We start from the raw sequence: 24,861 nt of genomic DNA on the forward strand, positions 1-24,861 counted from the left end.
GATGACCCTCGAGCAGCTTCGCATCTTCGTCGCCGTGGCCGAACGCGAACACGTGACGCAGGCGGCCCGCGACCTCAACCTCACTCAGTCGGCGGTCAGCGCCGCGGTGACGGCGCTCGAGGAGCGGCACGACACCAAGCTGTTCGACCGCATCGGCCGACGCATCGCGCTCACCCAGGCCGGGCGTCTGTTCCTGACCGAAGCCCGCGCTGTGCTGGCCCGCGCAGCCGCCGCCGAAACGATGCTGGCCGATCTCACCGGCCTCAAGCGCGGCTCGCTTTCCCTCGCCGCCAGTCAGACCGTCGGCAATTACTGGCTGCCGCCGCTGATGGCCCGCTTCCGCCGCGAATATCCCGGCATCGCGCTGAGCCTCACCATCGGCAACACCGAAACCGTGGCGGCCATGGTGCGCGAGAGCCTGGTCGATGTCGGCTTCGTCGAAGGCGACGTGGACGAGCCGACGCTGGCGGTGACGCCGGTCGCCGAAGACGAACTCGTGCTCGTGGTGAGCACCGCGCAGCTCGCGCCAAAGCAGGCCGCGGCACTGCGGCCCGCCGATCTCACTGCCATGCCATGGGTGTTTCGCGAGCGCGGCTCCGGCACGCGCGCGCTGTTCGAGCAGGCGCTGAAGAAGCACGGCATCGCGGCGCCGGATCTCAATGTCGTGCTCGAATTGCCGTCGAACGAAGCCGTGCGCCGCGCGGTCGAGGCCAGCGCCGGGGCAACCGTGCTGTCGCGCCTGGCAGTGGAAACGGGCGTTTCGTCCGGCGCCCTCGCCGTCCTCGACTTCACCGTGCCGCCGCGGCGCTTCCTGGCGTTGCGCCATAAGGAACGCACGCCGACGCAAGCCGAGCGGGCTTTGTTCGCGCTCGCCGGCGTGGACGAGACAAACGCGCGCGAGCCGAAAAGACCGCGGCGCCGCTAGCCGGCCAGCGCTTTCGTATAATCGTCCGGCTTGAAGCCGACCAGAAGCTTGCCGCCGCCGAGCTCGAGCACAGGCCGCTTGATCATCGACGGCTGCGCCAGCATCAAGGCGATCGCCTTCTTTTCGGTGAGGCCTTCCTTGTCCTTGTCGGGCAATTTCTTGAAGGTCGTTCCGGCCTTGTTGAGCAGCACCTCCCATCCAGCCTTTTTCGACCATTTCTCGAGCTTGTCGCGCTCGATGCCGGCGGTCTTGTAGTCGTGGAAGGCGTAATCGACGCCCTGCTTCTCCAGCCAAGCGCGCGCCTTCTTCATCGTGTCGCAGTTCTTGATGCCGTAGATGGTAATAGCCATGGCCGCAATGTCCCTCGTGTCGTCACGCGACCATGCCATTTCCGCCCGACTTTTGTCGATTGCCGCGGCGGGGACAATCACAACGTGTTCTTATGAATCCTGCCGTCCTTCATGACGACGGCCAAATTCTTTCCGGGGTCCTCGATCAGACGAATGTTCTCGAGCGGATTGCCGTTGAGAACCAACAGATCGGCGAATGCGCCCTTCTCGATGACGCCCAGCTTGCCCGGATACGGCGTACGGAGATTGGACAGCGCCAGAAGCTCGGCGTTGACCGAGGTCACCATGCGGAGCGTTTCCGCGTTGGTGTACCATCGGCTCAGATGGGTCAGCATGAAGTTCTGACGGGGCATCAGTTCGGGCGAGAACAAAAGATCCGAGCCCCACGCCGTCTTGATCCGGTACTTTCGGACGAGATCGTAGATCTTCGGCGTACCGGCGAAAACTTGGAGCATGCGCTGGTAGGACGGCCCGGTCTGCTGGGCGACATCCTCCCGCGACAGAAACGGCTGGGTGCTGAGCCAGACGCCCTTGTCGGCCATGATCCGCGCCGTCTCGTCGTCCATCAGATGCGCATGCTCGATGCAAGCCGCACCGGCCGCAATGGCCCGCTGAACGCTGTTGGAAGCATAAGCATGGACGGTGACGTATGTATTCCAATCCCGGGCGACGTCGACGGCCGCGCGCAGCTCGTCTTCGCTGAAGGTCGACATATCGAGCGGACTACGCGGCGACGACACGCCGCCGCCGCCGACAATCTTGACCTGCGAGGCGCCCTGGAGAAGCTGCTCCCGTATGCGCATCTTCAAGTCGCCGACGCTGTCGGCAATCGCGGCGCTACCCATCAGCTCGCTCACGCTCAACCGCCCTTCGTTGCGCGGGATCTCCGTCGGCAAACGAAGATCGCCATGGCCGCCGCTGGTCGTGATCATCGCTCCCGACGGGAAGATACGCGGACCGGGTATCACGCCGCTGTCGATCGCCTGTTTGAAGGTGAAGACGGGGCCACCCAGATCGCGCACGGTCGTAAAGCCGCGCAGCAGCGTGCGTCCGGCTTCGGCGGTCGACGCCGCGAAGACGAAGCCGAGGTCGCCCGTCATGAGAGCCGGCAAGGGAACCGCCGCGTACAGCGTGTGCCAGTGCGCATCGATCAGGCCCGGCATCAGAACACGATCGCCGCAATCGACGACGGTGGCGTCGGATGGCGGCGTGCTGTTGGCCGTATCGATCGACGCGATCTTGTTTCCTTCGATCAGGATCTGAGCGCCTGTCCTCAGCGCATCGGACTTGCCGTCGAATACGCGAACTTGCCTGAAGAGAACTCTGGCGGCCGGGCCCGGGGTCTGCGCAGAGGCAGCGCCTGGCACTGCTCCGGCGATTGCCGCTGCCCCCACACTGGCGAGGAAATGTCTGCGCGAGAACGTATCCAAACGGCGTGATACTTGCTGCAGGATGGGGCTGGAACAGCCGCAGCCGGCGCCGTGTACCAAGTGTTGATACTTTTGGCCCAATCGAATCATGGCATCACATTGCCCGCCGTTGGGTGACGACAGTCAGCCTAGCATTCAACGCGCGGCGTATCCACCGCGCCAGATTGAATGAAATGCAATGCTATTTCTCCAACATAGCGCTTTGTCGTTTGGGTCGCCCATGTCTCGTTGCTTGTTACCAGCGACGCTCACGCTCGTGATACGGCCGGTCATCAGCACGATGCGTGATCATCACAAGCCGGTGCGGGGCGAGCGGGCCAAGCCCCGCCACCCCTTTTTGGCACAGGTTCTTTCGCGTCCGAAGTCGTCGCGGCAGGTCACGCTGTCGGTTGATAGCGCCGTGCGGCGTGAGATTGGAAGAGGTTCGGCAACATCGCCTTGCGCGAGGCATCGAACATGTCCCACTGGCCAGCATCCGGCAGCGGCGGGATCGTCACCGGCTCACGCCGATCGAACCCGACCAGCGCGGCGTCGACCAGTTCGCCGACTTCCATCACGCCTTGCAGCTTATTCACGTCGCGCTCGGACCGCTCCCAGATTTCGGTGCGTGTCGCCGCCGGCAGCACCGCCTGCACATAGACACCTTTGCCGCCGAGCTCGGTTTGCAGCCCTTGCGACAGCGTCAGCACATAGGCCTTGCTTGCGTTATAGGCGCCGAGCGACACCTCCGGCGCGAGGCCCAATACCGATGCGATGTTGACGATCGCGCCCTGCCCGCGCTTGAGGAAGCGCGGCACGACCGCGGCTGTGAGCCGAGTCACCGCGGTGATGTTCACGCGGATCAACCGATCGACGACGTCGATATCCGAATCCGCGAAAGTGCCCGGCGCGGCTATGCCGGCGTTGTTGACGAGAATGCCGATGTTGTCGTCTTCGCGCAGACGCTTTTCGACCCGCGCCAACCCGTCTCGATCGGCAAGGTCCGCCGGCAGCACGTCGACCTTCACGCCCGCTTCGGCGCGCAGCCGCCCCGCCAACGCGTCGAGCCGCGCCTGGTCGCGCGCGACGAGCACGAGGTCGTGCCCGCGTTTGGCGAAACGATCCGCATAAACCGCCCCGATGCCCGACGAAGCGCCGGTGATCAGCACGACCGGTAGTTTGTTACCCATGATCCTCTCCTATTCATGATATACGTCATGTTTGTATTCCTGATGATTGTCATGTATATTGTCAAGACGTGGCGACACGAAAGGCGATCACATGAAAGTCAGCAAAGAGCAGGTGGCAAAACATCGGGAGCAGATCCTCGATGCGGCGGCCCGCTTATTCCGTCAGCGCGGCTTCGATGGCGTCACGGTCGCCGAGATCATGAAGGCGGCCGGGCTGACGCACGGCGCGTTCTACGGCTACTTCCCGTCCAAGGAGGCACTGATCGCCGACGCCGCGGCGCGCGCGCTCGCGCCTGCCCCGACGTCAGCACCGCTCGCGAAGTACGCCGACAGCTATCTCAGCACTCGGCATCGCGATAACCGCGAGACCGGTTGCGTCTTCGCCTCGCTCGGCACCGAGGCCGCGCGCGGCTCCGACGAGCTCCGTCATAACGTGACGGAATCGCTGCGCCGTCAGATCGACCGCTTCGCCGCCGAAGCCAAGGGCCGCACCGCGAGCGACCGTCGCCAGGCGGCGATCGCGGCATGGGCCTCGATGGTCGGCGCCGTGATGCTGGCGCGTCTTGCCGACGACGAGGCGCTGTCGCAGGAAATCCTGAGTGCGACGCGGGCGTCGTTGCCGTTGCCCTGAGACAGCGCCGGAGCGGCCGACGGGTGCGCTGCCTCCCGCTCCGTCGGCTCGCACCATGACCTGTTCAGTTCTGCACGGCATGTCCGGCCGCGGCCAGGATGAGGTTGGCGATCTCGCGCGGATGCGACACCAGCGACAGGTGGCCGGCGTTGAGTTCGATCGTCTTCGCCTTCATGCGCGCCGCCAGAAACCTTTCGAGATCCGGCGAGATCGTCTGATCGTCTTTCGACACCGCGTACCAGCTCGGCTTCGAACGCCAGGCCGCCTGCGTCGTGCGCCCGCCGAACAAGCTCGCCGCCGTCGGTTCCTGCACCGCGTAAAGAACCTCGGCCTCTTTGCGCGCGACGCCGTTTGCGAAGTAATTCAGGAAGGCATCGCGCGACACTGTGGTGAAGCCATCGTGCGTCTCGACGCCGGCACGCACCGGCATGGTTGGAAACTTGCCCGACAAGGCCACGAAATCCTCGCCGGCGTCGGGCGCGCGCGCGGCGACATAGACCAGCGCCGACACCTTCGGATCGGTACCGACTTCGCTGACGACCGTGCCGCCCCAGGAGTGCCCGGCGAGCACGGCCGGCCCGTCCTGCAGCGCGAGAACGCGCCGCGTCTCGGCGACGGAATCGGCGAGCGAGGTCAGCGGATTCTGCACGGCGGTGACATGAAGGCCTGCGGCCTGCAAACGCGCGATGACCTTGCTCCAGCTCGACCCGTCAGCCCAGGCGCCATGCACCAGCACGACGTTCTTCACCGGCGTCGGCGCGGCCGGTTGGGCGCTGCTCGGCGCCGCGGTCAGTGCAAGCGAAAGCATGGCGGCGGCAACCGCGGCCCATTTGGTATACTTTCTCATGATGATCTCCGCTGGTGGTGGAACCGGCGCTGCGGCCGTGTCGAACCAACGCAAGGTCGGGTGACGCGGCGTCGACCGCTTGATCCTTCTTGCCCAGACAGGAGTGGCTTTGCCCGATAAGGCGCTCAGACCGACGCGCGCCGCCGCAGCCGGTGCATGCAGTCGACGGTCATGAGCTTTTCGCCCGGCTCGGCGAACGTATCGTGGCGGAAGCGCAGGATGCCGCGATCCGGCTTGCTGGTCGAGGGAATGACCTCGGTCACCTCCGCCTCGATCCAGATCGTCTGCCCCGGCAACAGCGGCTTGAGCCAGCGCACCGCGTCCATGCCCGGCGACGGCATGATCGCCGTCTCCCACAGCTTGAGATCGAAGAACAGGCGAAAGCTCAGCGACAACATATGAAAGCCCGACGCGATGATGCCGGGATAGCCGGCCGCGCGCGCCGGCGCGTCGTCGAGATGAAAGGGATTGGGATCGTAGGCCTGCGCGAAGGCCGCGATCTCGTCGGCGGTAACCGTCCGGCGCGCCGAGACAAAACGCTGACCGACGCTGAAGTCGTCAAAATAAAGATCGTGCATGGCGCCCGGGTGTTATCGCCCGCGCGTCGGAAAGGCAACGCGGACGAGCGGCGGGCCCTTAAGCGCGACGCGCCGCGATCAACCTCAGCCATGGCGCCAGGTGGAAAACGCTCATCAGCGCGTACATCGCCGCCATGCCGTTGAGCGGCGACGTGCCGTGTACGGCAGCGCAAAGCAGGTCTGGCTCGCCGCCGGAAGTTGCCGACAGCACGGCCATCATGGCGAACACCGGCGTGGCGGCGAGGCACAGCCAATCGGCTGTGCCCCTTCCAATCCCCGGCCCGCGCTCGTCCGCGACAGAGGCCGGCATGCTATGCGCGTCAGCCATTGTCGTACTCGTCGTGACGCCGCCACCAGACGCCGGTCTCATTGCGGCCTTTCGGCGCGCGGTCGAGCCACGGATACACACCCCAGATGCCGTCCACGCCGCGCGCGTAGGTCGAATAGGTGTGATAGATTTGACCGTCCTCTCGCACAAAGGCGCTCAGGCCCGGCCGATCGCGCCGATACGACTGGGCGTCGGTGCCGCATGTCTCCGCGAACTTCGCTACCGGCGGCGGCACCGGCGCGCGGTCCATCGCATGCCCGCCGCGCCGGTAGTTGTATTCGATGGTGCCCTCCCACTGCTGTTCCTCGGTGAAGGACACGCTGAAATCGAAATTGAAATCGCTGCCTGCCGACGACGCCCAGGGAAAGGTCCACCCCATTCTTTGCTTGTAGGATTGCAGCTTGGCCAGCGGCGCCCGCGACACGGCCCAGAGCATCACGTCGTGGTTGGCGAGATGCACGGTGTAGCCGTTGAAACCGTCGGCGATCATCGAGCAGGACGGACAGCCGGCCTTCCAGTCCGGACCGAACATGAAATGATAGACGAGAAGCTGCGACCGACCTTGGAACAGGTCGGCCAATGTGGCGCTGCCCTTGTCGGTGTCGAACCGATAGTCCTTGTCGACCTTCACCCAGGGCAGCGCCTGCCGGCGTTGCGCCAGTTCGTCGCCGCGGCGGGTGTAGTCCTTCTCCGCCGCGAGCAGGTCGAGCCGCGCGGCCAGCCATTCCTCGCGCGTTCCGGTCGCATGCTGTGTCATGATGCATCTCCTTCGTCAGGGGTGCGCGCCATTGTGCTCACAGGCGAGATGGCGCGCCGGTTGGGGCCTGCGGGATAGACTAGGGATCGGAGCCCGAACGGTGGGAGTGACAAGTGTGGCGGGATTTGCATGGACTCGCTGATCACGGCCGCGGCCCGCGCGCTCGCCGCGGGTGATCCTCTCGGCGCGCTGAACCGCGTGGCGCTGCGCGACGACGCGCCGGCGCTCGCCTTGCGCGGCATCGCCATGGCGCAGCTCGGCGACCTTGCCCGCGCCAGAGCGTTGGTGCGCCGCGCCGCCCGCGCTTTCGGACCGAAGGAAGCCGTCGCCCGCGCGCGCTGCGTCATCGCCGAGGCCGAGATCGCGCTTGTCTCCCGCGATCTCTCTTGGCCGACGAAGGCACTCGATGCCGCGCGGGCGCGCCTCGAACAGCACGGCGATCGGCTGAACGCCGCGCATGCGCGTTATCTCGATATCCGCCGCCTGCTGCTCATCGGCCGGCTCGACGAGGCCGAGGCGAAACTCACCGCGATCGAGGCGGCGCAGTTGCCGCCGGCGCTGAGAACCATCCACGCGCTTGCGTCCGCCGGCATCGCGCTGCGGCGCTTACAGGCGAAGGCCGCACGCGCTGCGCTGACCCGCGCCGCTCGGGCAGCGCATGACGCCCGCATTCCGGCGCTGACAGCCGAGGTCGCAAGCGCGGCACACGTGCTGACGACTCCGGCCGCTCGCCTGATCGCGCGCGGCCAGGAACGCGTCCTCACGCTCGACGGCGTCGAGGCGCTGCAAGCCTCCAAAGCTTTGGTGATCGACGCCTGTCGCCACCTCGCGCGCGACGCGCACACGACGGTGTCGCTGGCCACGCGTCCGGTGCTGTTCACGCTCGCCCGCGCGCTTGCCGAAGCCTGGCCCGCGGACGTGCCGCGGACGGCGCTCGTGGCGCACGCCTTTCGCGGCAAGAGCGCCGATGAATCGCATCGCGCGCGGCTGCGCGTCGAAATGGGCCGGCTGCGCACCAAGCTTCGCACGCTCGCGGACATCCGCGCGACCAAGGACGGCTTTGCGCTCGTGCCGCGCCGCGCGCGCGACGTCGTCGTGCTGGCGCGCCCCGTCGAGGAAAGGCACGCGGCGACGCTTGCTTTTCTCGCCGACGGTGAATCGTGGTCGAGTTCGGCGCTGGCCTTGGCCATGGGCGCCAGCCAACGCACCGTGCAACGCTCGCTCGAGGAACTTGCCGCGGCGGGTAAGATACAAGCGCTCGGCCATGGCCGCGCGCGCCGCTGGATGACGCCGCCGATGCCCGGATTCGCGACGACCTTGTTACTCCCCGCGCCGCTGCCGGGCGATTAGGTTGTCTGCATCACAGCAGAGAGGATGTGCCTCATGAAAAAAGCGACGGCCGAAATCATCCGCGAGTACGGCCCTTTTCCGGGTGTCGATAAGGTCGGCGGCGTCACGTTCGACGGCAAAAATATCTGGATCGCGACCGGCGACAAGCTCAATGCCGTCGATCCCGCGAACGGCAAAACCGTGCGCTCCATCGATGTCGCCGCGCATGCCGGCACGGCGTTCGACGGCAAGCATCTGTTCCAGATCGCCGAGAGCGGCATCCAGAAGATCGATCCGAAGACCGGCCGCGTGCTGGCGACCATTCCGGCGCCCGGCGATGGCGGCGACTCCGGTCTTGCCTGGGCCGAAGGCTCGCTCTGGGTCGGCCAATATCGCGAACGGAAGATTCACCAGGTCGATCCGGAGACCGGCGCGATCCTGCGCACGCTGCACTCGGACCGCTTCGTCACCGGCGTCACCTGGGTCGACGGCGAACTCTGGCACGGCACCTGGGAAGGCGATGATAGCGACGTGCGGCGCATCGATCCCGAGACGGAAGAAGTGCTCGAGCGCCTTGAGATGCCGCCTGGCACCGCCGTGTCCGGACTCGAGTCCGATGGCGGCGATCGCTTCTTCTGCGGCGGCGGCAACGTCGGCAAGGTGCGCGCCATCCGCCGGCCGCGATGAGTTTCCCGTGAACGCCTCACCGGGACGACGGCCCACCGCGCCCCGCCCCGGCAGGCGTGAGAGTCAACCGCTATGCGCCGTGAGGTCGGTCGTCGCGAGGATGTCCCAGATCTCTTCGGCGCTCTCCGCATAGCGGAACACGCTGCAATCCGCCCGGTCGATCATGCCATGGTCGATCAAGGCGTCGAAGTTGATCACCGTCTCCCAGAAATTTCGGTCCAGCATGACGGTGGTCACCGGCGGCGCCTTGTTGGTGATCCGCAAATTCAGAATCTCGAACAGTTCGTCGAGCGTGCCGAAGCCGCCGGGAAACACCACCAGTGCATTGGCGCGCATCGCCAGATGCATCTTGCGCATCGCGAAGTAGTGGAAGCGGAAGGTCAGATCCGGCGTCGAATAGGCGTTGGGCGCCTGCTCGTGCGGCAGTGAAATATTGAAACCGATCGACGGCGCGCCGGCATCGGCCGCGCCGCGGTTGGCCGCCTCCATGATGCCCGGGCCGCCGCCGGTGGCGATGACGTTGTCGCGAACTTTGCCGTGCGGCTTCAACGCGCCGCCACGTTCCGAGGCGATACGGCCGAATGTTCGCGCCTCTTCGTACCAGAAGGCCTGACGACCCGGACCGTTCTCGCGCACGCGCGCGGAACCGAACACGACGATGGTGGAGCGTACGCTCCAGTCGCGCAACGCTTCCTCCGCTTTGGCGTATTCGAGCATGAAGCGCACGCCACGCATGGAATCGCCCAGGAGGAAATCCTGGTCGAGCGCGGGAAGACGATAGGAAGGAAGCGCGGTGCGGTCTGCGTCGACGAGCGGAACGCTCGACGGCTGATGTCGGTCGGTGTCAGTCAATGGTCACGAACTTTTCTGTCGGGTGCTTCGGCGTCGCCGATACCTACACTGGCCGCGCGACGCAGACCACACGCAGCGCGGTCGCCGTGCGATGGCGCCGCCAGCCAGGCGCGCGTACAGGCGCGACGCTTTAGCGCAACACTTAGGCGTTGACCTAAGTATTTCTCGCCCCTACTGTCACGGCCTCGAACCCCGGAGCGTCGGAACGGACCGCCATGACTCCTGCGATGAAGCAACACGCCGCGCGGCCTGCGGCAGCCGTGATCGACGGCATCTTCCGGGCGCTGTCCGATCCGACACGCCGCGACGTCGTCGAACGGCTCAGCGTGAAACCGGCGTCGGTCAGCGAACTCGCCGCCTCCTACAAGATGGCGATGCCATCCCTGCTCGAGCATCTCAAAGTGCTCGAAGGCAGCGGGCTGGTTCGCTCCGAGAAGAAAGGCCGCGTGCGCACGTACGAACTCGCGCCCGACCGCCTCAAGCTCGCCGAGGATTGGCTCGGCCAGCAACGCAAGCTTTGGGAACGCCGCCTCGACCAGCTCGATGCCTATTTACTGCAGTTGAAGAAGGAAGGTCTTAAATGAAAGCAGCCTTGGCTAAGCCCGATCCGAAGTTCGACCTCGTGCTGGAGCGCGAGATCGATGTGCCCGTGTCCCTCGTCTGGAAGGTCTGGACGACGCCCGAGCATCTCAAGCACTGGTTCTGCCCGCGCCCCTGGTCGGTGTCGAAATGCGAACTCGACGTACGCCCCGGCGGCATTTGCAGCACGACCATGCTGTCGCCGGAAGGCAAGGAGTTTCCCAACATCGGCTGCTATCTCGACGTCATCGAGAACGAACGGCTGGTGTTCACCGACACGCTGCTGCCCGGCTTCCGGCCGGCGCCCAACCCGTTCTTCACCGCCTATCTCGAGCTGTCGCCGCTCGGCCCCGAGCGCACGCGCTATGTCGCCACCGCCATCCATGGCACGGAAGAAAACCGCACCAAGCACGAAGCGATGGGCTTTTACGACGGCTGGGGCACGGTGGTGACGCAGATGGTCGACTACATCCAGGGCGGGATGAAGCCGACGGCGTAAGGCGCCTCCGCGTCCCTCGCCGCCATCGCCACCTCTTCTGGCGCCGTTGGGAAACGCGAAAACGGACGATCGCGCGGCGGCATGTGGCGAATGCCGCCGCGTTTTCGTTACGGGCACGAGAGCAGCAATGCGCCTCGCGCGGTTGCCTTGGGCTGCCAATGCCTTATCTAGGCGGAACAGCCGTGAACGCAGGAACCCCACGCGACAGCGTGCGAGGCAGGAGCCCGGAAATGACCGAGACCACCGATTACGTGCCACCAAAGGTTTGGACCTGGAATAAGCCGAGCGGCGGCCAGTTCGCCAACATCAACCGGCCGATCGCCGGGCCGACGCATGAGAAGGAATTGCCGGTCGGCAAGCATCCGCTGCAACTTTATTCTCTGGCCACGCCAAACGGTCAGAAGGTCACGATCATGCTCGAGGAGCTTCTGGCGCTCGGGCACAAGGGCGCGGAATACGATGCCTGGCTGATCAAGATCGGCGAAGGCCAGCAGTTCGGCTCCGGCTTCGTCGCGGTGAATCCTAATTCCAAGATCCCCGCTTTGATGGACCGCAGCGGGCCCAAGCCGATCCGCGTTTTCGAGTCGGGTGCGATCCTTACGTATCTCGCGGAAAAATTCGGCGCCCTCCTCCCGACCGAACCGGCCGCGCGCGCCGAATGCTTCTCTTGGCTGTTCTGGCAGATGGGCAGCGCGCCCTATATCGGCGGCGGCTTCGGCCACTTCTACGCTTACGCGCCGGTCAAGATCGAATACGCGATCGACCGCTTCACCATGGAAGCCAAACGGCAGCTCGATGTGCTCGACCGGCGGCTCGCCGAGAGCAAGTATATCGCGGGCGACGATTACACCATCGCCGACATTGCGATCTTCCCGTGGTACGGCGGCCTCGTCAAAAACTGGTCGTATAACGGCGCCGAATTCCTCAGCGCGCATGAATACAAGAACGTGTTGCGCTGGGCCGACATGCTGCTCGAGCGTCCGGCGGTGAAGCGCGGCCGCATGGTCAACCGCGTCAACGGCGATCCGTCGACGCAGTTGCACGAGCGTCACGACGCCAGCGACTTCGAAACCAAGACGCAGGACAAGCTCAAAGCGACTGCGTAAACGGATCAGCCTGTTCGGCTGACACCGCTTAGACGACCTGCGGCGTGCCCACCCCCTCGGCTAGGTACCGAGTAGGTGGCACGCCGACATGGCGCGTGAATGCAACGGTGAACGTGCTTTGCGAACTATAGCCGACGCGGTCGGCGATTTCGGCAACGGTGCTGTCCTTTCGCCGCAGCATGTTCTTGGCCAGGGCCATACGCCACGCGAGCAGATACTCCATCGGCGAGATGCCCACGGCGCGGCTGAACCGGTCGAAGAAAGCTGAGCGCGACAGTGCCGCCTCGTTGGCCAATTGCGCGATCGTCCAGGCATGGGCCGGATTCTCGTGCATCTTCCGCAACGCCGCCGCGAGGCGCGCATCGGCAAGCCCCCGCACCAAGCCGGGTGAGGCCGCCGATCCGGCGGAGGATCGCAAGGCCTCGATGAAGAGAACCTCGAGAAGCCGCGCCAGGACGACCTCGCGCGCGAGCCGCGTCTGGCGGGATTCATCCCTCACGAGTTGGACCAGGGTCGCCAGCCGCGTCTCGCCTCGCACGACGACAAGTTCAGGCAGAAGCGAGACGAGCAAAGTGGCGTCGGCAGAGCCGAAGACACAATATCCCACCAGCATCCGGACATCGGCCGGACCATCCTTCTTGCCGAGCCTGAATTCGCCGCCGGTTAACTGGGCCGGCTGCGTGTCAACGATCGTGATTTCCGCGGGCTCCAGACTCGATACCGTGAAGCTCTGCGCCGACGGGATCAGAACGAAGTCGCCCGCCTGGAGCGTGATAGGTTCGTGCCCGTCGACCAAAAGACGGATGCTTCCTTCGAGCAGCACGCAATAGAAGGGCCGCCCGAATTCCGTACGGCGAATGGCCCAGCGGCCCACGCCAGTGACCAGCTTGGAGAAGGGGGCGCCCGGCTGCAGCAGTGTCACGACGTCGGCGAGCGGATCACCCTGGTCGGCCATTCCCGGACTTCCTCAAACAATTAATGGACTTTCGATTGTAGATAATCCGGCGAAGGAGGTCCACTTTCCGGCGATCACAATTCACGGAGAGTCGTTATGAAGACCATCCTGATTACCGGATGCTCATCCGGATTCGGTCTCGAGATCGCCCGCTACTTCCTCGATCGCGGCTGGAACGTGATCGCCACGATGCGAAGCCCACGTGAAGACATCCTGCCGCCTTCGCAGAACCTGCGCGTCATTGCGCTGGACGTCACCAACGCGGAGAGCATCCGTCGGGCCGTTGAGGCTGCCGGTCCAATCGACGTCCTGGTCAACAACGCGGGCATCGGCTTCCTGAACGCCGTCGAGGGCACGCCGATGGAGACGGTCCGCGAGATCTTCGAGACCAACACGCTCGGCACAATCGCCATGACGCAGGCAGTGCTACCGCAGTTTCGGCAGCGGAAGGCCGGCGTCATCGTGAACGTGACGTCGACCGTGACGATGCGACCGCTTCACCTGCTCTCCGTCTACACAGCCAGCAAGGCGGCGGTAAACGCGTTCGGCGAATCCATGGCGCTTGAACTCGCGCCCTTCAACATCCGGGTCAACATCGTGCTGCCTGGCCGGGCGCCGGAGACCCGTTTCGGCGACAACGCCCGTTCGCGAATGCTGGCCGGGTTTCCAGAACCATACGCCGAACTGGTACAGAACGTCTTCGCCGCGTGGGGACAGTCGACCGAAGTGACCCACGCGCAAGATGTGGCTGAGGCGGTGTGGCGCGCTGCGAACGATCCGTCGAGCCCCATGCGCATTCCCGCTGGCGCCGACGCCGTGGCCTTAGCCGCCGAAGTTGATGCGCTGACCGCGTGAACGGTGTACGAAGATCGAGAGCGGTGGCAACGCCGCTCTCGATCAGTGCAGCTCTTATTCGACTGACCTTCGGGTCCGCCCTAGTTCGCAAGACGATCGAGGTCCGCGATCAGCCCCGGGCCGGTCGGCTGCCATCCGAGCTTTTGCCGCGTCTGCGCGCTCGAGGCCGGCATGTCGTGTCCGGCAAACATCGCGAGCCAGCCGAAGTAAGCCTGCGCCTCGTCAGCGGCGATGGATTTGACGGGCAGTTGCAGACGCTGGCCAATGGCTTGCGCGATGTCGCGTATGGCAATGCCCTCTTCCGCGACCGCGTGATACTTCGCGTTCGGCTCGGCCCTTTCAATCGCCAGCCTGTAGAGGCGCGCCACGTCGAGAACATAGGCTGCCGGCCATCGGTTGAGGCCGTCGCCGACATAGGCGCACACGCCTTTCTGGCGATAGATGTCGATCAATAGCGTGATGAGCCCTTGCCGGCGCGTGTCGTGAACTTGCGGAAGCCGAACGATCGAAACGTTGACGCCGTTCGCGGCGGCTTCCCGGGCCGCTTCCTCCGACGCCGCGCGAGGATGAGTGCCAGAACCGGCGGGCGGGTTGTCTTCCTTCGCCGGCTGGCCGGGCACGGTGTTGGCGATCGGCGTGCCGGAGGTGACGATGAGCGGCCGGTTGGAGCCGGCAAGCACCGAGGCGAGCGCCGCGATCACACGGCGATCGTCCTCGCAGTTCTGCACGAACCGCGAAAAGTCGTGGTTGAAGGCCAAATGGATGACACCATCGGCGCGGGCCGCACCGTCCTTGAGGCTCTCGGGGTCCGCGATCGATCCGCGATACGGCTCCGCGCCCGTGGCCGCCAGGGCAGCCGCCTTCTCCTCGTCGCGATAGAGGCCAATCACTTGATGGCCGGCCGCAATCAAATCCTTCACGGCGGCGCTGCCGATAAATCCCGTCGCGCCGGTCACAAATACACGCATGAGCCAAGTCTCCGGTTTCGTAGGAGACACATCTGTGCCCATCATGTATCATGTTAAAGTAGTGACGTTATCCTATTAAGATTGCTACCAGCATGAGCGACCTTGCCGCGACCGAGAAGCTGCTGGGCAGCTACCTGAAAGACCGCCGTATGAAGCTCGACCCGGCGGCCTTCGGCCTGCCGACCGAGCGCCGCCGCACGCCGGGCTTGCGTCGTGAAGAGGTGGCACAGCGCGCCAATATCAGCCCGACCTGGTACACGTGGCTCGAACAAGGACGCGGCGGCGCGCCGTCGGCCGACGTGCTCGACCGTATCGCCCGCGCTTTGATGCTGACCGACGTCGAGCGCGAGCACGTCTTCCTGCTCGGGCTCGGCCGCCCTCCCGAGGCCCGCTATCAAAAGAACGACGGCGTCACGCCGCGTCTGCAGCGCGTGCTCGATGCGCTGGATCCGAGCCCCGCGGTGATCAGGACGGCCCTCTGGGACGTCGTCGCGTGGAATCGCGCGGCGACCGTGATGCTCACCGATTACGGATCGTTGCCGCCGGAGCAACGCAACATCCTGCGCTACATCTTTCTGGATCCACGCGCCCGCGCGCTGCAATACGATTGGGAGAGCGTCGCGCGATTTGTCTTGGGCGCCTTCAGAGTCGATGCGGCCCGCGCGGGCGCCGCGGCGGAGGTGGAGCGTCTCGTCGGCGAACTCCGCCGCGTCAGCCCCGAGTTCGAAGCGATGTGGCGCGACAATGAAGTGCACGGCGCGCATGGCGACGGCGTGAAGCATATCCGTCATCCGGTGATCGGCCGGCTGGCCTTCGAATTCTCCACTTTCGCCGTCGATGGCCGAACGGACCTCAGCCTTGTCGTCTACAATCCGGCAACGCCGGATGACGCCGAGCGGATCAAGTCGCTGCTGGACAAGCAGCAGCGGCCGCAGGCGTTGGACGATGCACGGCGATGACCGTCCGCCCTCTCCTGCGCTTTCCCGATCCGCGCCTGAAGCAGCGCGCCGAACCCGTGACCGCGTTCGACGCCGCGTTGCGCGCGCTCGCCGCGGATATGCTCGACACGCTGCGGGCCGCCCCCGGCATCGGCATCACCGCGCCGCACATCGGCATGCCGCTGCGCGTGGTGGTGCTCGATCTTGGCGGCGGCGAGGCGCCGCGCACCTATGTCAATCCAAGCATCGCCTTCGCGGCACCGGAAAAGATCGTGCATCAGGAAGGCAGCATCTCCATGCCGGGCGTCACCGAGGACGTCGAGCGGCATGCGCGCGTCCGCGTCACCTACCAAGACCTCGACGGTGAAACACAAAGCGAGGACGCCAGCGGGCTGCGCGCCGTATGCCATCAGCACGAGATCGATCAGCTCGACGGCATATTCTGGATCCAGCGGCTTTCGCGCCTCAAGCGCGACAGGCTCATCAAGCGGTTCGAGAAGATCGGTCGTGTTCACGCCGGATAAGCGTGCCGCGCGGCTCATGTCGGGAGAATGCACAATGACCATCACCATCACCGCCTTCGAGCGCTCGCCCGATGGCGGCCGGGGATTGGCGCGCGATACGCGCGTTCGTTGGGCCCTGGAAGAAGCCGGCCAACCCTATCAGGTTCGCCTTGTGTCATTCCAAGCGATGAAGGAGCCCGCCCATCTGGCGCTTCATCCATTCGGACAGATTCCAACTTACGAGGAAGGCGATCTTGTCCTCTTCGAGACGGGATCGATCGTCCTGCACATCGCCCAACACTATCCGGGACTGTTGCCCGACGATGCCAACGCGCGGGCGCGCGCCATCATGTGGATGTTCGCCGCGCTCAACACGGTGGAACCGCCGATCCTCGAATTGACAACCGCCAAAATCCACGAGGGCGACAGGCCGTGGACGCAGGCGCGCCTGCCTTTAGTCGAAGAGCGCATCCGCGCCCGGCTGGCACAACTGTCCCGCCATTTGGGAGACGCCGCGTGGCTCGACAGCGCATTCAGCGCGGGCGACCTGATGATGGTTTCGGTGCTGCTCCGATTGAAGTCATCCGGCATTCTGGATGAATTTCCGAACTTGGCCGCCTATGTCTCCCGCGGCGAAGCGCGGCCCGCCTATAAGCGCGCCTTCGCGGCTCAACTGGCGATCAACAAGCGTGATTGAGCGCCGTCCCGCGCGCCGAGGTGTTACCCGCCTCCAACGCGAGCAGATATCGCTTCGCGTCCAGCCCGCCGGCAAAACCCGTGAGCGCACCGTCGGCGCCAATGGCGCGGTGACACGGCACAATGATCGAGAGCGGATTGCGCCCATTGGCGGCGCCGACCGCACGCGAGGCCTTCGGATTGCCGAGTTGGCGCGCCAGCGCGCCGTAGCTGCGCGTCTCGCCATAGGGAATCGTCAGCAAGGCGGCCCATGCTTTCTTCTGGAACGGCGTCCCTGTCGCATCGAGCGGCACACTGAACGACGCGAGCTTGCCAGCGAAATATTCGCTGAGCTCACGTTCGGCTTGGATTAGAACCGGATGCTCGGGCGCGGCGACGAGATCGCCGACGCGCACGCGCTTGGGATCGTCGTTCTGCCACAGCACGGCGGACAAACCGGCCTCGTTCGCAATCAGCGTCAGTGCGCCGACCGGCGAGTCCATCGTCTTGGTGAACTGCGTCATAGCCACTCTCCTTTACGGAGCATGGATAACCGCGCGGCGCACGGATCGCGACCCGATTCCTGAACCGTTTTACACGTGCTAGCGACGGCCGGCTGCCAAGCGGCGTGCCACGGCAGGCGCCGCGCAGGCCGACGACGTAGTCGTAGGTGCGGAAATTGCCCATCACGATGCGCTCGCGGAGAAACACGCGGTGATCGTCGGTCATGACTTCGGCGCATCCGTCGCACGCAGTGCAGCGGCACATGGCCACCCTGCATTTCTTTCACTCGGCGGCGAGCGGCGCTGGACAAGCGTGACGCCGAGTCCGGCGCCGGCGGCGAGGCAGAACGCAATGCAGAGCAGAGCGACGACAAGAGCCTGGGTAATGGCCGCCGGATCGGTCCGTGCGCCGAGCACGGTGTAGAAAATCCCGCCGATCACGGCGACGCTGAGCGCAGTGCCGACTTGCAACGTCGAACTGGCGATGCCGGCGATCATCCCGGAAAAGGCCGGCGCGACGCGCCCGGTCACCATCCGCATCAGGGGCGGCAGCACGAACCCTTGTCCGAAACCGATGGCAAACAGGACGGCGGCAAGCGGCGCCGGCGCGGGGTACACGCCGTTTGGCGTCGTCGCGATGAGCCCGGCCAAGCCTAAGACCCCGACGACCTCCAGCCCCATACCGATCGGAGTGACATAGGCACCCAGAAGCCGCTTGCCGAAAGGCGTCGCCAGCGGGCCCAACAGGTACCCCGCGCCGAACGGCAGGAAAACGAGGCCGACCTTCAACGCGCTCGTGTGCAATGCGTTCTGCAAGTAGACCGAGAACAGCAGGAAGAAGGTGCCGATCGCATAGAACAACAGTGCGATCAGCAGTGCGCGGCCCAACCCTGGTGCGCGCAACGCAGCCGGATCGAGCAGCGGAGCACCGCCCTCGCGGGCGAGCCTGCTCTCGTATCGCCAGAAGAACCGCGCCAACACAGGCACCGTGATCAGCGACAGCCAGGACCATAAGGGCCACCCCGCCTCACGCCCCTCGATCAGCGGCACGATCAGCGCGCCCAGCGTCACTACGGACAAGGTCATGCCGCCAAGGTCCAGCTTCCGCGCGTTTTGCGCGCGCGTTTCCTTCAGCAGTGGAATGCCAAACAGCATGACAAGGATTGCCACCGGCAGATTGACGAGGAAGATCGCCCGCCATCCTAGCCCCATGAGATCGAGCGAAATCAGGACGCCGCCCAGCACTTGCCCGACAATGGCCGCCAGACCGAAGACCGCGCCATAAAAGCTGAGTGCCAGCGGCTTCTCCGAGTCGGGGAAAATCGCCTGCACCGAGGCGAGAGCCTGCGGCGCCATCACGGCCGCCGTCACGCCCTGCAATATGCGCCCGGCGATCAGCGCCCAAGGCGACCATGCGAAGCCGCACAGCGCCGAGGCAGCGGCAAAGCCGACCAGGCCGAGAAAAAACATCCGGCCACGGCCATACAGATCACCAAGCCGCCCGCCCGTCGTCAGTGTCACGGCGTAGAGCGCGGCATAAGAGGAAATAACGAGTTGCTCGACAGAGGAAGAGGCACCCAATTCCCCTCGGATAGAGGGAAGTGCGACATTGACGATAAAGAAGTCGAGCGGGGGTAGGAACGCGCCGACCAGTAGGATCACGAACATCGCCCAGCGACGTGGGTCGCGTGGCGCGCCATCGTCTTCAGACATAGCGGTCGGCAGGTTTCCTGCTTGAGATACTGTGTTGCTCACGGGTGTTTTCCGTTCTCGATTGTAAACTTCGCTATCGCTGACCAATCTAGGTCGCTCCATCCGGCATCGACCGCCACGCCTATGCGGGCATGAGCCGCATCAAGCATCCAAGGTGCGCTGTGGCTTGACGGCGGTGACAAGATCGACGTCAGCCATCACTCGCTCTGTTTCCGGCGAGGCCAACGCCGCTTCCATGGCTGCCTCGTCTCGAAAGACGCAGGTCGCGATTGCGATTAGGCCGCCACCATCTCCCTGAGGGAAAAAGCCGGCGAGGCGTTCGAGCCCGTAGGGTCCCCAGCAGTCGCGCACGAGCGGGAGATGGACGCCGATCCAATGTTCGCGGTCGAATGGCGTGTCGGCATTGCCTGCATAGGTTACGTACATGGTGACCACGGGAGGCCTCCTCTGCGGTGGTGTCCGAAATCGGTTGGGGCGAGCGCCGCGTATCCGGCACCACTGGCCCGGACCGGCCGCACCGGATGAGGAGAACTTAGGCGATTAGATTTGTTCTATAACTGACAGTATCGTACGCTCGCCGTTCATTTTTGTGCGGGGCGCCAATGGAGTGGAATGACGTCAGGATTTTCTTGGCCTTGGCTCGATCGGGCACGCTCGGCGGCGCCGCCCGTGCGCTTCACCTGAGCCATCCAACGATTGGACGTCGACTTCGGGCTCTCGAACAGGCAACCGGCCATACGTTGTTTCAGAGAACGGTCGACGGTTTCATTCTGACCGAAGAAGGCAACGCCATCATCCCTCTGGCGGAGCAGATGGAAGAAGGCGCCCTGGCCATGGAACGGCGGCTCGCCGGGCAGGAGCAAAATCTTCAGGGTACGTTGCGCATATCTTCCGCCGATTGGTTCGGCGCCTACGTCCTGCCGCCAATCATCAGCGATTATGCGAAGGCCTATCCTCACGTCGATGTCGAGATTCTGACGGGCACGCGCTTGTTCAGCCTCGCTCAGCGAGAGGCCGATATCGCCTTCCGGATTGTCCCCTTCGATAGCCCCGATGTCGTACAGCGTCGGCTGATCCAACTGGCCTACGGAGTCTACGTGGCGGTTGACTCACCGGAGCCGATATATGGCGATGGAGCCGGTTTTCGGCTCATAACCCACGACACATCGACAGGCCAATTCCCGGATATCGCGTGGCTCACGGAAAGCTTCCCAAATGCCCGGCCCGTCCTGCGTTCGAACAACCGGAATGTGCAGGGTCGCATGTGCCGCCAGGGCATCGGCATCGCCGTCCTGCCGCAAGTCGTCGGCAATCAAGTGGTTGGCCTACGCAGGCTCAACCTGCCGGCGGAGCCACCGACACGGGATATCTGGATGGGCTATCATCGGGACATGAGGCGTCTTCACCGCCTGCGAGCCTTCATCGACACGGTGACCGATCACATCGCGAACGCGCGATCCTGACTCGGAGCACCGGAGACCGATAATGCTCGCCTTGGCTTGATCGCCAACTCGCTCGCAAAGCCTTGGGCCTTTGATCGGTGTCCACTTTAGCGTACTGGCGGCCCGAACGCGGCCCGGCAGCGAACCCCATGCGGACATTGTTCGGTATCTATCGCGACATCGGAAACGCCGATTCTACACCGCAGTATCCTGCAGCATCCGAACCTACGCTCGCCCTCACTCCCACTCGATTGTTCGGGGCCATATCAACCATCTGAACTCATTGCGGAAAATATTCTCCATTCAAATACTACCGGCTCGGGACCCGTCAGGAATTTACAAATCCAGATTTCGTTGAAGAATTTTCCCCCAGCGCCGCAGACCATCTATCGACTACTATCGGCTCTTTGTGCGCCATTCCAGATCTGACGTCCAAACCCATGTCACACCCAAAAGTACCGTCAGCGTTGGCAGGATCGGACACCTACGCGAATGGGCAAAGTTTGGACTGCATCAAAAATCCTCCAACCACCGAAGGATAGGCGTCTCACTTGGCGCACGCGCCCGCCAGGATGAAGTCGACGCCGGCGACGAACTGTTGGCGATCGTCATGCTCGCTCAGCTGTGCCGCCACCTGCCGCAGAAATGGACGCGAGTCAGGATCATCCTGAATCCAGCCAGTGGCCATGCTCTCCAGCCACGCTTTGCGATCCGTTCCGCCTGGAAGCGTGCGGGCGTTGGCCGCGTTCTGGCCGGCCACACCGAGGATGTAGTTCGTCAGCGCCGAGGCGCAGTCGAATTGTGCATCCACAGGAACACCAAGCGGCTGGAGCCATTCGCCGATGCGTTCGAAGATCTCTCCAACCGTGGAATGCCATGGCTCACGGGAAAGGTGAGCGCCAGCCCAAGGGTGAGCATCAATAGTATCGAAGACCGCGAGCGCGATGGCGCGGATCGCGGCCCTTGGCGCCGCTTCCTTGGCCACTTTCGCCAGGGCGCGGGAGAGAACGTCGCCCGTCGCGGCGGCAAGCAGGCCGTTCCTGTCGCCAATATGCCAAAAGATCGCGCCGCTGCCGGTCTCCAGCTGTGTCGCCAGCGCCCGAAATGTCAGAGCGGCCTCCCCGCGCGCATCGAGAATCTCGATTGCAGCCTCAACAATGCGCGCCTTGGAAAGGGCGTCAGCGCGCCGCACGATCCGCTGGGCTCGTTTAGACATGCGCCAACCATGACATATCTGGAACGCCGTTCCAATCTCTGCTATGGAACAACGTTCCAATTATTCCCGGGCGCCCCATGACCACTTCCGTTACCATTGTCGGTGCAGGCCTGGGCGGCCTGACACTCGCCCGCGTGCTCCACGTTCACGGCATCCCCGTCACGATCTATGAGGCAGAGCCCTCCCCGCATGCCCGCACCCAAGGCGGCCAGCTTGACGTTCACGAACACGACGGTCAGCGCGCGCTCGCTGCCGCCGGCCTGACGGACGCATTTCGCGCAATCGTTCACGAGGGTGGCGACGCGACGCGCGCGCTCGATCGAAACGGCGATGTGCTGCTCGACCAGCCTGGAGATGGCAGGCGTCCCGAGGTGCTCCGGGGCGACCTGCGGCGGATACTCATCAACTCCTTGCCTGCCGGGACGGTCCGGTGGGGGCGAAAGCTCGCTGGCGCCGAGTCGCTTGGCGCGGGTCGTCACCAGCTCACGTTCACCGATGGCTCGGCTGTAGAGACCGAGTTGCTCGTCGGCGCCGATGGCGCCTGGTCCAAGGTGCGCCCGCTGCTGTCAGACGCGGAACCCGCCTATCTCGGCGTGTCCTACGTCGAGACCTATCTGCATGACGCTGATCGGCGCTTCCCCGCAACGGCGGCGGCGGTCGGAGCCGGCGGTATGTTCGCGCTCGAACCGAGCAAGGGGATCACCGCGCACCGCGAGCCGGCTGGCGTGCTCCACACCTACGTTCAACTGATGCGACCGGCGGCGTGGTTTGCCAAGATCGACTTCAACAACGCGGCAACTGCCAAAGCCCGGATAGCAGCCGAATTCGACGGATGGACGTCGGCTCTCACCACATTGATCACCGACAGCGACACGGCGCCGGTCCTGCGAGCGATCAACGCGCTGCCGGTTGGTCACCGATGGGATCGCACGCCAGGCGTTACGCTGCTCGGCGACGCTGCGCATCTGTCGCCGCCGGCCGGCGACGGCGCAAACCTGGCGATGCTTGACGGGGCCGAGCTCGGCGAGGCCATAGCCGCTCGGCCTGGAGACATCGAGAATGCGCTGACCATCTATGAGGCGGCGATGTTCTCGCGTAGCGAGACCGCCGCCATCGACGCGCATCGAGTACTGGACCTTTGCCTGGGTGAGCGCGCGCCGTTCAGCCTCATCGACTTTCTCAGCGCCGCGCTATAACCGCGATGATCCAGAGAAGTGAAGCTGGCATTGCCGAGCGTGTCGGCCATGGCGCTCAATCACTATTCCGTGCTGTCGACGGAGCAACTTACGCTACAGTATCCAAAACTATCCGGATGTATCCCCCTACTCCCACTCGATCGTGCCCGGCGGCTTGCTGGTCACGTCGTACACGACGCGGTTGACGCCCTTCACTTCGTTGATGATGCGCGTCGCGACGTTGCCGAGGAAGCGCATGTCGAAGGGATAGAAGTCGGCGGTCATGCCGTCGACCGAGGTCACGGCGCGCAAGCCGACGACGTAATCGTAAGTGCGAAAGTCGCCCATCACGCCGACGGTCTTCACCGGCAAGAGCACGGCGAAGGCCTGCCAGATGTCGTCGTAGAGACCGGCTCTCCGGATTTCCTCGATATAAATCTCGTCGGCGAGGCGCAGGATATCGAGCTTCTCTTTGGTGATCGCGCCGGGCACGCGGATGGCGAGGCCCGGCCCCGGGAACGGATGACGGCCGACGAACGCTTCCGGCAGGCCGAGCTCGCGGCCGAGCGCCCTCACCTCGTCCTTGAACAGTTCGCGCAAGGGTTCGACGAGCTTCATGTTCATGCGCTCGGGCAGACCGCCGACATTGTGGTGCGACTTGATCGTCACCGACGGCCCGCCGGTGAACGACACGCTTTCGATCACGTCGGGATAGAGCGTGCCTTGCGCGAGAAATTCGGCGCCGCCGATCTTCTTGGCTTCCTTCTCGAACACGTCGATGAACAGCTTGCCGATGATCTTGCGCTTCTGTTCGGGATCGTCGACGCCGTCGAGTGCCTTGAGGAACACGTCGCTGTCGTCGACGTGCACCAGCGGGATGTTGTAGCTGTCGCGGAACAGCGCCACGACCTTCTGCGCCTCGGCGAGCCGCAAGAGACCGTGGTCGACGAACACGCAGGTGAGCTGATCGCCGATCGCTTCGTGGATCAACACGGCGGCGACCGCCGAGTCGACACCGCCGGACAGACCGCAGATCACCTTGCCCTTGCCGACCTGCGCGCGGATCTTCTCGATCGCCTCTTCCTTGAAGGCGCGCATGGTCCAGTCGCCGGACAGGCCGGCGATCTTGCGCACGAAGTTGCGCAGCAGCGAGGCGCCGTGCGGCGTGTGCACGACCTCGAGATGGAATTGCGTCGCGTAGAACTTGCGCTTGTCGTCGCCGATCATGGCAATCGGCGCGTTCGGCGACGTGCCGAGCACCTTGAAGCCCGGCGGCAGTTCGGTGACGCGGTCGCCGTGGCTCATCCAGACCGGATACTTCTGGCCCTTCTCCCACACGCCGTCGAGCAACGGCGAGTCGGACGTCACTTCCACCTCGGCGCGGCCGAACTCGCGATGATGGCCGCCCTCGACCTTGCCGCCCAGCTGCTGCGCCATCGCCTGCTCGCCGTAGCAGATGCCGAGGACCGGCACGCCGGCGTCATAAATGGCCTTCGGCGCCAGCGGCGCGTTCACCTCGTGCACGGAGGCCGGGCCGCCGGACAGGATCACCGCCTTAGGCTTCATCTCCTTGAATGCCGCTTCCGCCTTCTGAAACGGCACGATCTCGCAATAGACCTTTTCCTCCCGCACCCGCCGCGCAATCAGCTGGGTGACCTGGGAGCCGAAATCGACGATCAGAACTTTGTCGTGGGAAAATGTGTCGGACATGGACGGCTATGTGCCCCTAAAATTGGCCGGATTAGGGCTTGGCGCACCGTCCGGGACGGCGTTTTGCGGACTTCGTGAGGACGCGTCAACCATATTCCTGCCTTCCGGGTAACTCAATTTTAGCCCCATGCATGCTTAGAA

General features: G+C 64.5%; 28 protein-coding genes. 13 read left to right on the top strand and 15 right to left on the bottom strand.

From position 1 onward, the window contains the following. The first annotated feature begins 1 nt into the window (after position 1). Positions 2–925, top strand: a complete 924-nt coding sequence (locus DW352_RS08550) for a LysR family transcriptional regulator (protein WP_115690327.1) — start codon at positions 2–4, stop codon at positions 923–925. On the opposite strand, the gene DW352_RS08555 is transcribed toward DW352_RS08550, so the two are convergent. From DW352_RS08555 to DW352_RS08565, 3 genes are all read right to left on the bottom strand, one after another. Then, positions 922–1,275, bottom strand: a complete 354-nt coding sequence (locus DW352_RS08555) for an ArsC family reductase (protein ID WP_115690329.1) — start codon at positions 1,273–1,275, stop codon at positions 922–924. The two genes, DW352_RS08550 and DW352_RS08555, sit on opposite strands and share 4 nt — an antisense overlap. 77 nt (positions 1,276–1,352) lie before the next feature. After that, positions 1,353–2,795 carry a metal-dependent hydrolase family protein gene (locus tag DW352_RS08560; protein ID WP_115690331.1) on the bottom strand — a complete coding sequence of 481 codons (1,443 nt, stop codon included), beginning with the start codon at positions 2,793–2,795 and terminating at the stop codon, positions 1,353–1,355. Between the two features lie 287 nt (positions 2,796–3,082). Beyond that, positions 3,083–3,874 (bottom strand): SDR family NAD(P)-dependent oxidoreductase, encoded by a 792-nt coding sequence (locus DW352_RS08565; RefSeq protein ID WP_115690333.1) that lies wholly within the window; start codon positions 3,872–3,874, stop codon positions 3,083–3,085. Positions 3,875–3,965: 91 nt separating this feature from the next. Here DW352_RS08565 and DW352_RS08570 point away from each other — a divergent pair, with 91 nt between their 5' ends. Continuing rightward, positions 3,966–4,505 carry a TetR/AcrR family transcriptional regulator gene (locus DW352_RS08570; protein ID WP_115690335.1) on the top strand — a complete coding sequence of 180 codons (540 nt, stop codon included), beginning with the start codon at positions 3,966–3,968 and terminating at the stop codon, positions 4,503–4,505. 64 nt (positions 4,506–4,569) lie between these two features. Here DW352_RS08570 and DW352_RS08575 read toward each other — a convergent pair whose 3' ends face one another. The 4 genes from DW352_RS08575 to DW352_RS08590 all read right to left on the bottom strand — a co-directional run bounded on the left by DW352_RS08575 (position 4,570) and on the right by DW352_RS08590 (position 7,015). Continuing rightward, positions 4,570–5,313 (bottom strand): alpha/beta fold hydrolase, encoded by a 744-nt coding sequence (locus tag DW352_RS08575; protein ID WP_115694310.1) that lies wholly within the window; start codon positions 5,311–5,313, stop codon positions 4,570–4,572. A 164-nt stretch (positions 5,314–5,477) separates the two neighbouring features. After that, positions 5,478–5,930, bottom strand: coding sequence for a MaoC/PaaZ C-terminal domain-containing protein (locus DW352_RS08580; RefSeq protein ID WP_115690337.1), 453 nt, complete (start codon positions 5,928–5,930; stop codon positions 5,478–5,480). 58 nt (positions 5,931–5,988) lie between these two features. Next, on the bottom strand, positions 5,989–6,258 hold the full coding sequence (locus DW352_RS08585; RefSeq protein ID WP_425374640.1) for a hypothetical protein: 270 nt from the start codon (positions 6,256–6,258) through the stop codon (positions 5,989–5,991). Then, complete coding sequence (locus DW352_RS08590) at positions 6,251–7,015, bottom strand: DUF899 domain-containing protein (protein WP_115690339.1); 765 nt, start codon at positions 7,013–7,015, stop codon at positions 6,251–6,253. The genes DW352_RS08585 and DW352_RS08590 overlap by 8 nt, the downstream gene beginning before the upstream one ends. 129 nt (positions 7,016–7,144) lie before the next feature. Here DW352_RS08590 and DW352_RS08595 point away from each other — a divergent pair, with 129 nt between their 5' ends. Continuing rightward, the gene (locus DW352_RS08595; protein WP_115690341.1) at positions 7,145–8,365 is read left to right on the top strand and encodes a helix-turn-helix domain-containing protein; all 1,221 of its coding nucleotides are present in this window, start codon (positions 7,145–7,147) and stop codon (positions 8,363–8,365) included. Between the two features lie 33 nt (positions 8,366–8,398). Continuing rightward, positions 8,399–9,031: a Vgb family protein gene (locus tag DW352_RS08600; protein ID WP_115694312.1), complete on the top strand. Its 633-nt coding sequence runs from the start codon at positions 8,399–8,401 to the stop codon at positions 9,029–9,031. A gap of 63 nt (positions 9,032–9,094) precedes the next feature. Here the strand turns inward: DW352_RS08600 and DW352_RS08605 are convergent, their stop codons facing one another. Continuing rightward, positions 9,095–9,883 carry an LOG family protein gene (locus tag DW352_RS08605; protein ID WP_425374641.1) on the bottom strand — a complete coding sequence of 263 codons (789 nt, stop codon included), beginning with the start codon at positions 9,881–9,883 and terminating at the stop codon, positions 9,095–9,097. Positions 9,884–10,098: 215 nt separating this feature from the next. Between DW352_RS08605 and DW352_RS08610 the strand changes: the two genes are divergently transcribed. The 3 genes from DW352_RS08610 to yghU all read left to right on the top strand — a co-directional run bounded on the left by DW352_RS08610 (position 10,099) and on the right by yghU (position 12,067). Continuing rightward, positions 10,099–10,467: an ArsR/SmtB family transcription factor gene (locus DW352_RS08610; RefSeq protein ID WP_245434368.1), complete on the top strand. Its 369-nt coding sequence runs from the start codon at positions 10,099–10,101 to the stop codon at positions 10,465–10,467. Continuing rightward, positions 10,464–10,961: an SRPBCC family protein gene (locus DW352_RS08615; RefSeq protein ID WP_115690345.1), complete on the top strand. Its 498-nt coding sequence runs from the start codon at positions 10,464–10,466 to the stop codon at positions 10,959–10,961. Before DW352_RS08610 ends, DW352_RS08615 begins: the two co-directional genes overlap by 4 nt. Before the next feature lie 230 nt (positions 10,962–11,191). Further along, positions 11,192–12,067 (top strand): glutathione-dependent disulfide-bond oxidoreductase, encoded by an 876-nt coding sequence (gene yghU / locus DW352_RS08620; RefSeq protein WP_115690347.1) that lies wholly within the window; start codon positions 11,192–11,194, stop codon positions 12,065–12,067. Positions 12,068–12,095: 28 nt separating this feature from the next. Here yghU and DW352_RS08625 read toward each other — a convergent pair whose 3' ends face one another. Then, positions 12,096–13,022: an AraC family transcriptional regulator gene (locus tag DW352_RS08625; RefSeq protein WP_115690349.1), complete on the bottom strand. Its 927-nt coding sequence runs from the start codon at positions 13,020–13,022 to the stop codon at positions 12,096–12,098. 96 nt (positions 13,023–13,118) lie between these two features. Between DW352_RS08625 and DW352_RS08630 the strand changes: the two genes are divergently transcribed. After that, the gene (locus DW352_RS08630; RefSeq protein WP_115690351.1) at positions 13,119–13,877 is read left to right on the top strand and encodes an SDR family oxidoreductase; all 759 of its coding nucleotides are present in this window, start codon (positions 13,119–13,121) and stop codon (positions 13,875–13,877) included. A gap of 80 nt (positions 13,878–13,957) precedes the next feature. On the opposite strand, the gene DW352_RS08635 is transcribed toward DW352_RS08630, so the two are convergent. After that, positions 13,958–14,845, bottom strand: coding sequence for an SDR family oxidoreductase (locus tag DW352_RS08635; protein WP_115690353.1), 888 nt, complete (start codon positions 14,843–14,845; stop codon positions 13,958–13,960). Positions 14,846–14,937: 92 nt separating this feature from the next. Here DW352_RS08635 and DW352_RS08640 point away from each other — a divergent pair, with 92 nt between their 5' ends. Genes DW352_RS08640 through DW352_RS08650 form a run of 3 tightly spaced genes read left to right on the top strand, consistent with a single transcriptional unit; the run spans position 14,938 to position 16,983 of the window. Then, positions 14,938–15,804 (top strand): helix-turn-helix transcriptional regulator, encoded by an 867-nt coding sequence (locus tag DW352_RS08640; protein WP_115690355.1) that lies wholly within the window; start codon positions 14,938–14,940, stop codon positions 15,802–15,804. Continuing rightward, positions 15,801–16,307: a peptide deformylase gene (locus DW352_RS08645; protein WP_115690357.1), complete on the top strand. Its 507-nt coding sequence runs from the start codon at positions 15,801–15,803 to the stop codon at positions 16,305–16,307. The genes DW352_RS08640 and DW352_RS08645 overlap by 4 nt, the downstream gene beginning before the upstream one ends. A 34-nt stretch (positions 16,308–16,341) precedes the next feature. After that, the gene (locus tag DW352_RS08650; protein WP_115690359.1) at positions 16,342–16,983 is read left to right on the top strand and encodes a glutathione S-transferase family protein; all 642 of its coding nucleotides are present in this window, start codon (positions 16,342–16,344) and stop codon (positions 16,981–16,983) included. Here the strand turns inward: DW352_RS08650 and DW352_RS08655 are convergent. From DW352_RS08655 to DW352_RS08665, 3 genes are all read right to left on the bottom strand, one after another. Continuing rightward, positions 16,967–17,485 carry a methylated-DNA--[protein]-cysteine S-methyltransferase gene (locus DW352_RS08655; protein WP_115690361.1) on the bottom strand — a complete coding sequence of 173 codons (519 nt, stop codon included), beginning with the start codon at positions 17,483–17,485 and terminating at the stop codon, positions 16,967–16,969. The genes DW352_RS08650 and DW352_RS08655 overlap by 17 nt on opposite strands. A gap of 201 nt (positions 17,486–17,686) precedes the next feature. Further along, on the bottom strand, positions 17,687–19,219 hold the full coding sequence (locus DW352_RS08660) for an MFS transporter (RefSeq protein ID WP_342634899.1): 1,533 nt from the start codon (positions 19,217–19,219) through the stop codon (positions 17,687–17,689). A 99-nt stretch (positions 19,220–19,318) separates the two neighbouring features. Beyond that, complete coding sequence (locus DW352_RS08665) at positions 19,319–19,603, bottom strand: EthD family reductase (RefSeq protein ID WP_245434460.1); 285 nt, start codon at positions 19,601–19,603, stop codon at positions 19,319–19,321. A gap of 176 nt (positions 19,604–19,779) precedes the next feature. On the opposite strand from DW352_RS08665, the gene DW352_RS08670 reads away from it, so the two are divergent. Then, positions 19,780–20,640 carry a LysR family transcriptional regulator gene (locus DW352_RS08670; RefSeq protein WP_115690367.1) on the top strand — a complete coding sequence of 287 codons (861 nt, stop codon included), beginning with the start codon at positions 19,780–19,782 and terminating at the stop codon, positions 20,638–20,640. A 526-nt stretch (positions 20,641–21,166) separates the two neighbouring features. Here DW352_RS08670 and DW352_RS08675 read toward each other — a convergent pair. Continuing rightward, on the bottom strand, positions 21,167–21,835 hold the full coding sequence (locus DW352_RS08675; protein WP_115690369.1) for a TetR/AcrR family transcriptional regulator: 669 nt from the start codon (positions 21,833–21,835) through the stop codon (positions 21,167–21,169). 77 nt (positions 21,836–21,912) lie between these two features. On the opposite strand from DW352_RS08675, the gene DW352_RS08680 reads away from it, so the two are divergent. After that, entirely contained in the window at positions 21,913–23,031 is a 1,119-nt protein-coding gene (locus DW352_RS08680) for an FAD-dependent oxidoreductase (protein ID WP_115690371.1), read from the top strand. Between the two features lie 126 nt (positions 23,032–23,157). Here DW352_RS08680 and guaA read toward each other — a convergent pair whose 3' ends face one another. After that, the gene (guaA, locus tag DW352_RS08685; RefSeq protein ID WP_115690373.1) at positions 23,158–24,720 is read right to left on the bottom strand and encodes a glutamine-hydrolyzing GMP synthase; all 1,563 of its coding nucleotides are present in this window, start codon (positions 24,718–24,720) and stop codon (positions 23,158–23,160) included. Positions 24,721–24,861 lie beyond the last annotated feature (141 nt).

The organism is Pseudolabrys taiwanensis (genome assembly GCF_003367395.1).
GTDB classification, from domain to species: domain Bacteria; phylum Pseudomonadota; class Alphaproteobacteria; order Rhizobiales; family Xanthobacteraceae; genus Pseudolabrys; species Pseudolabrys taiwanensis.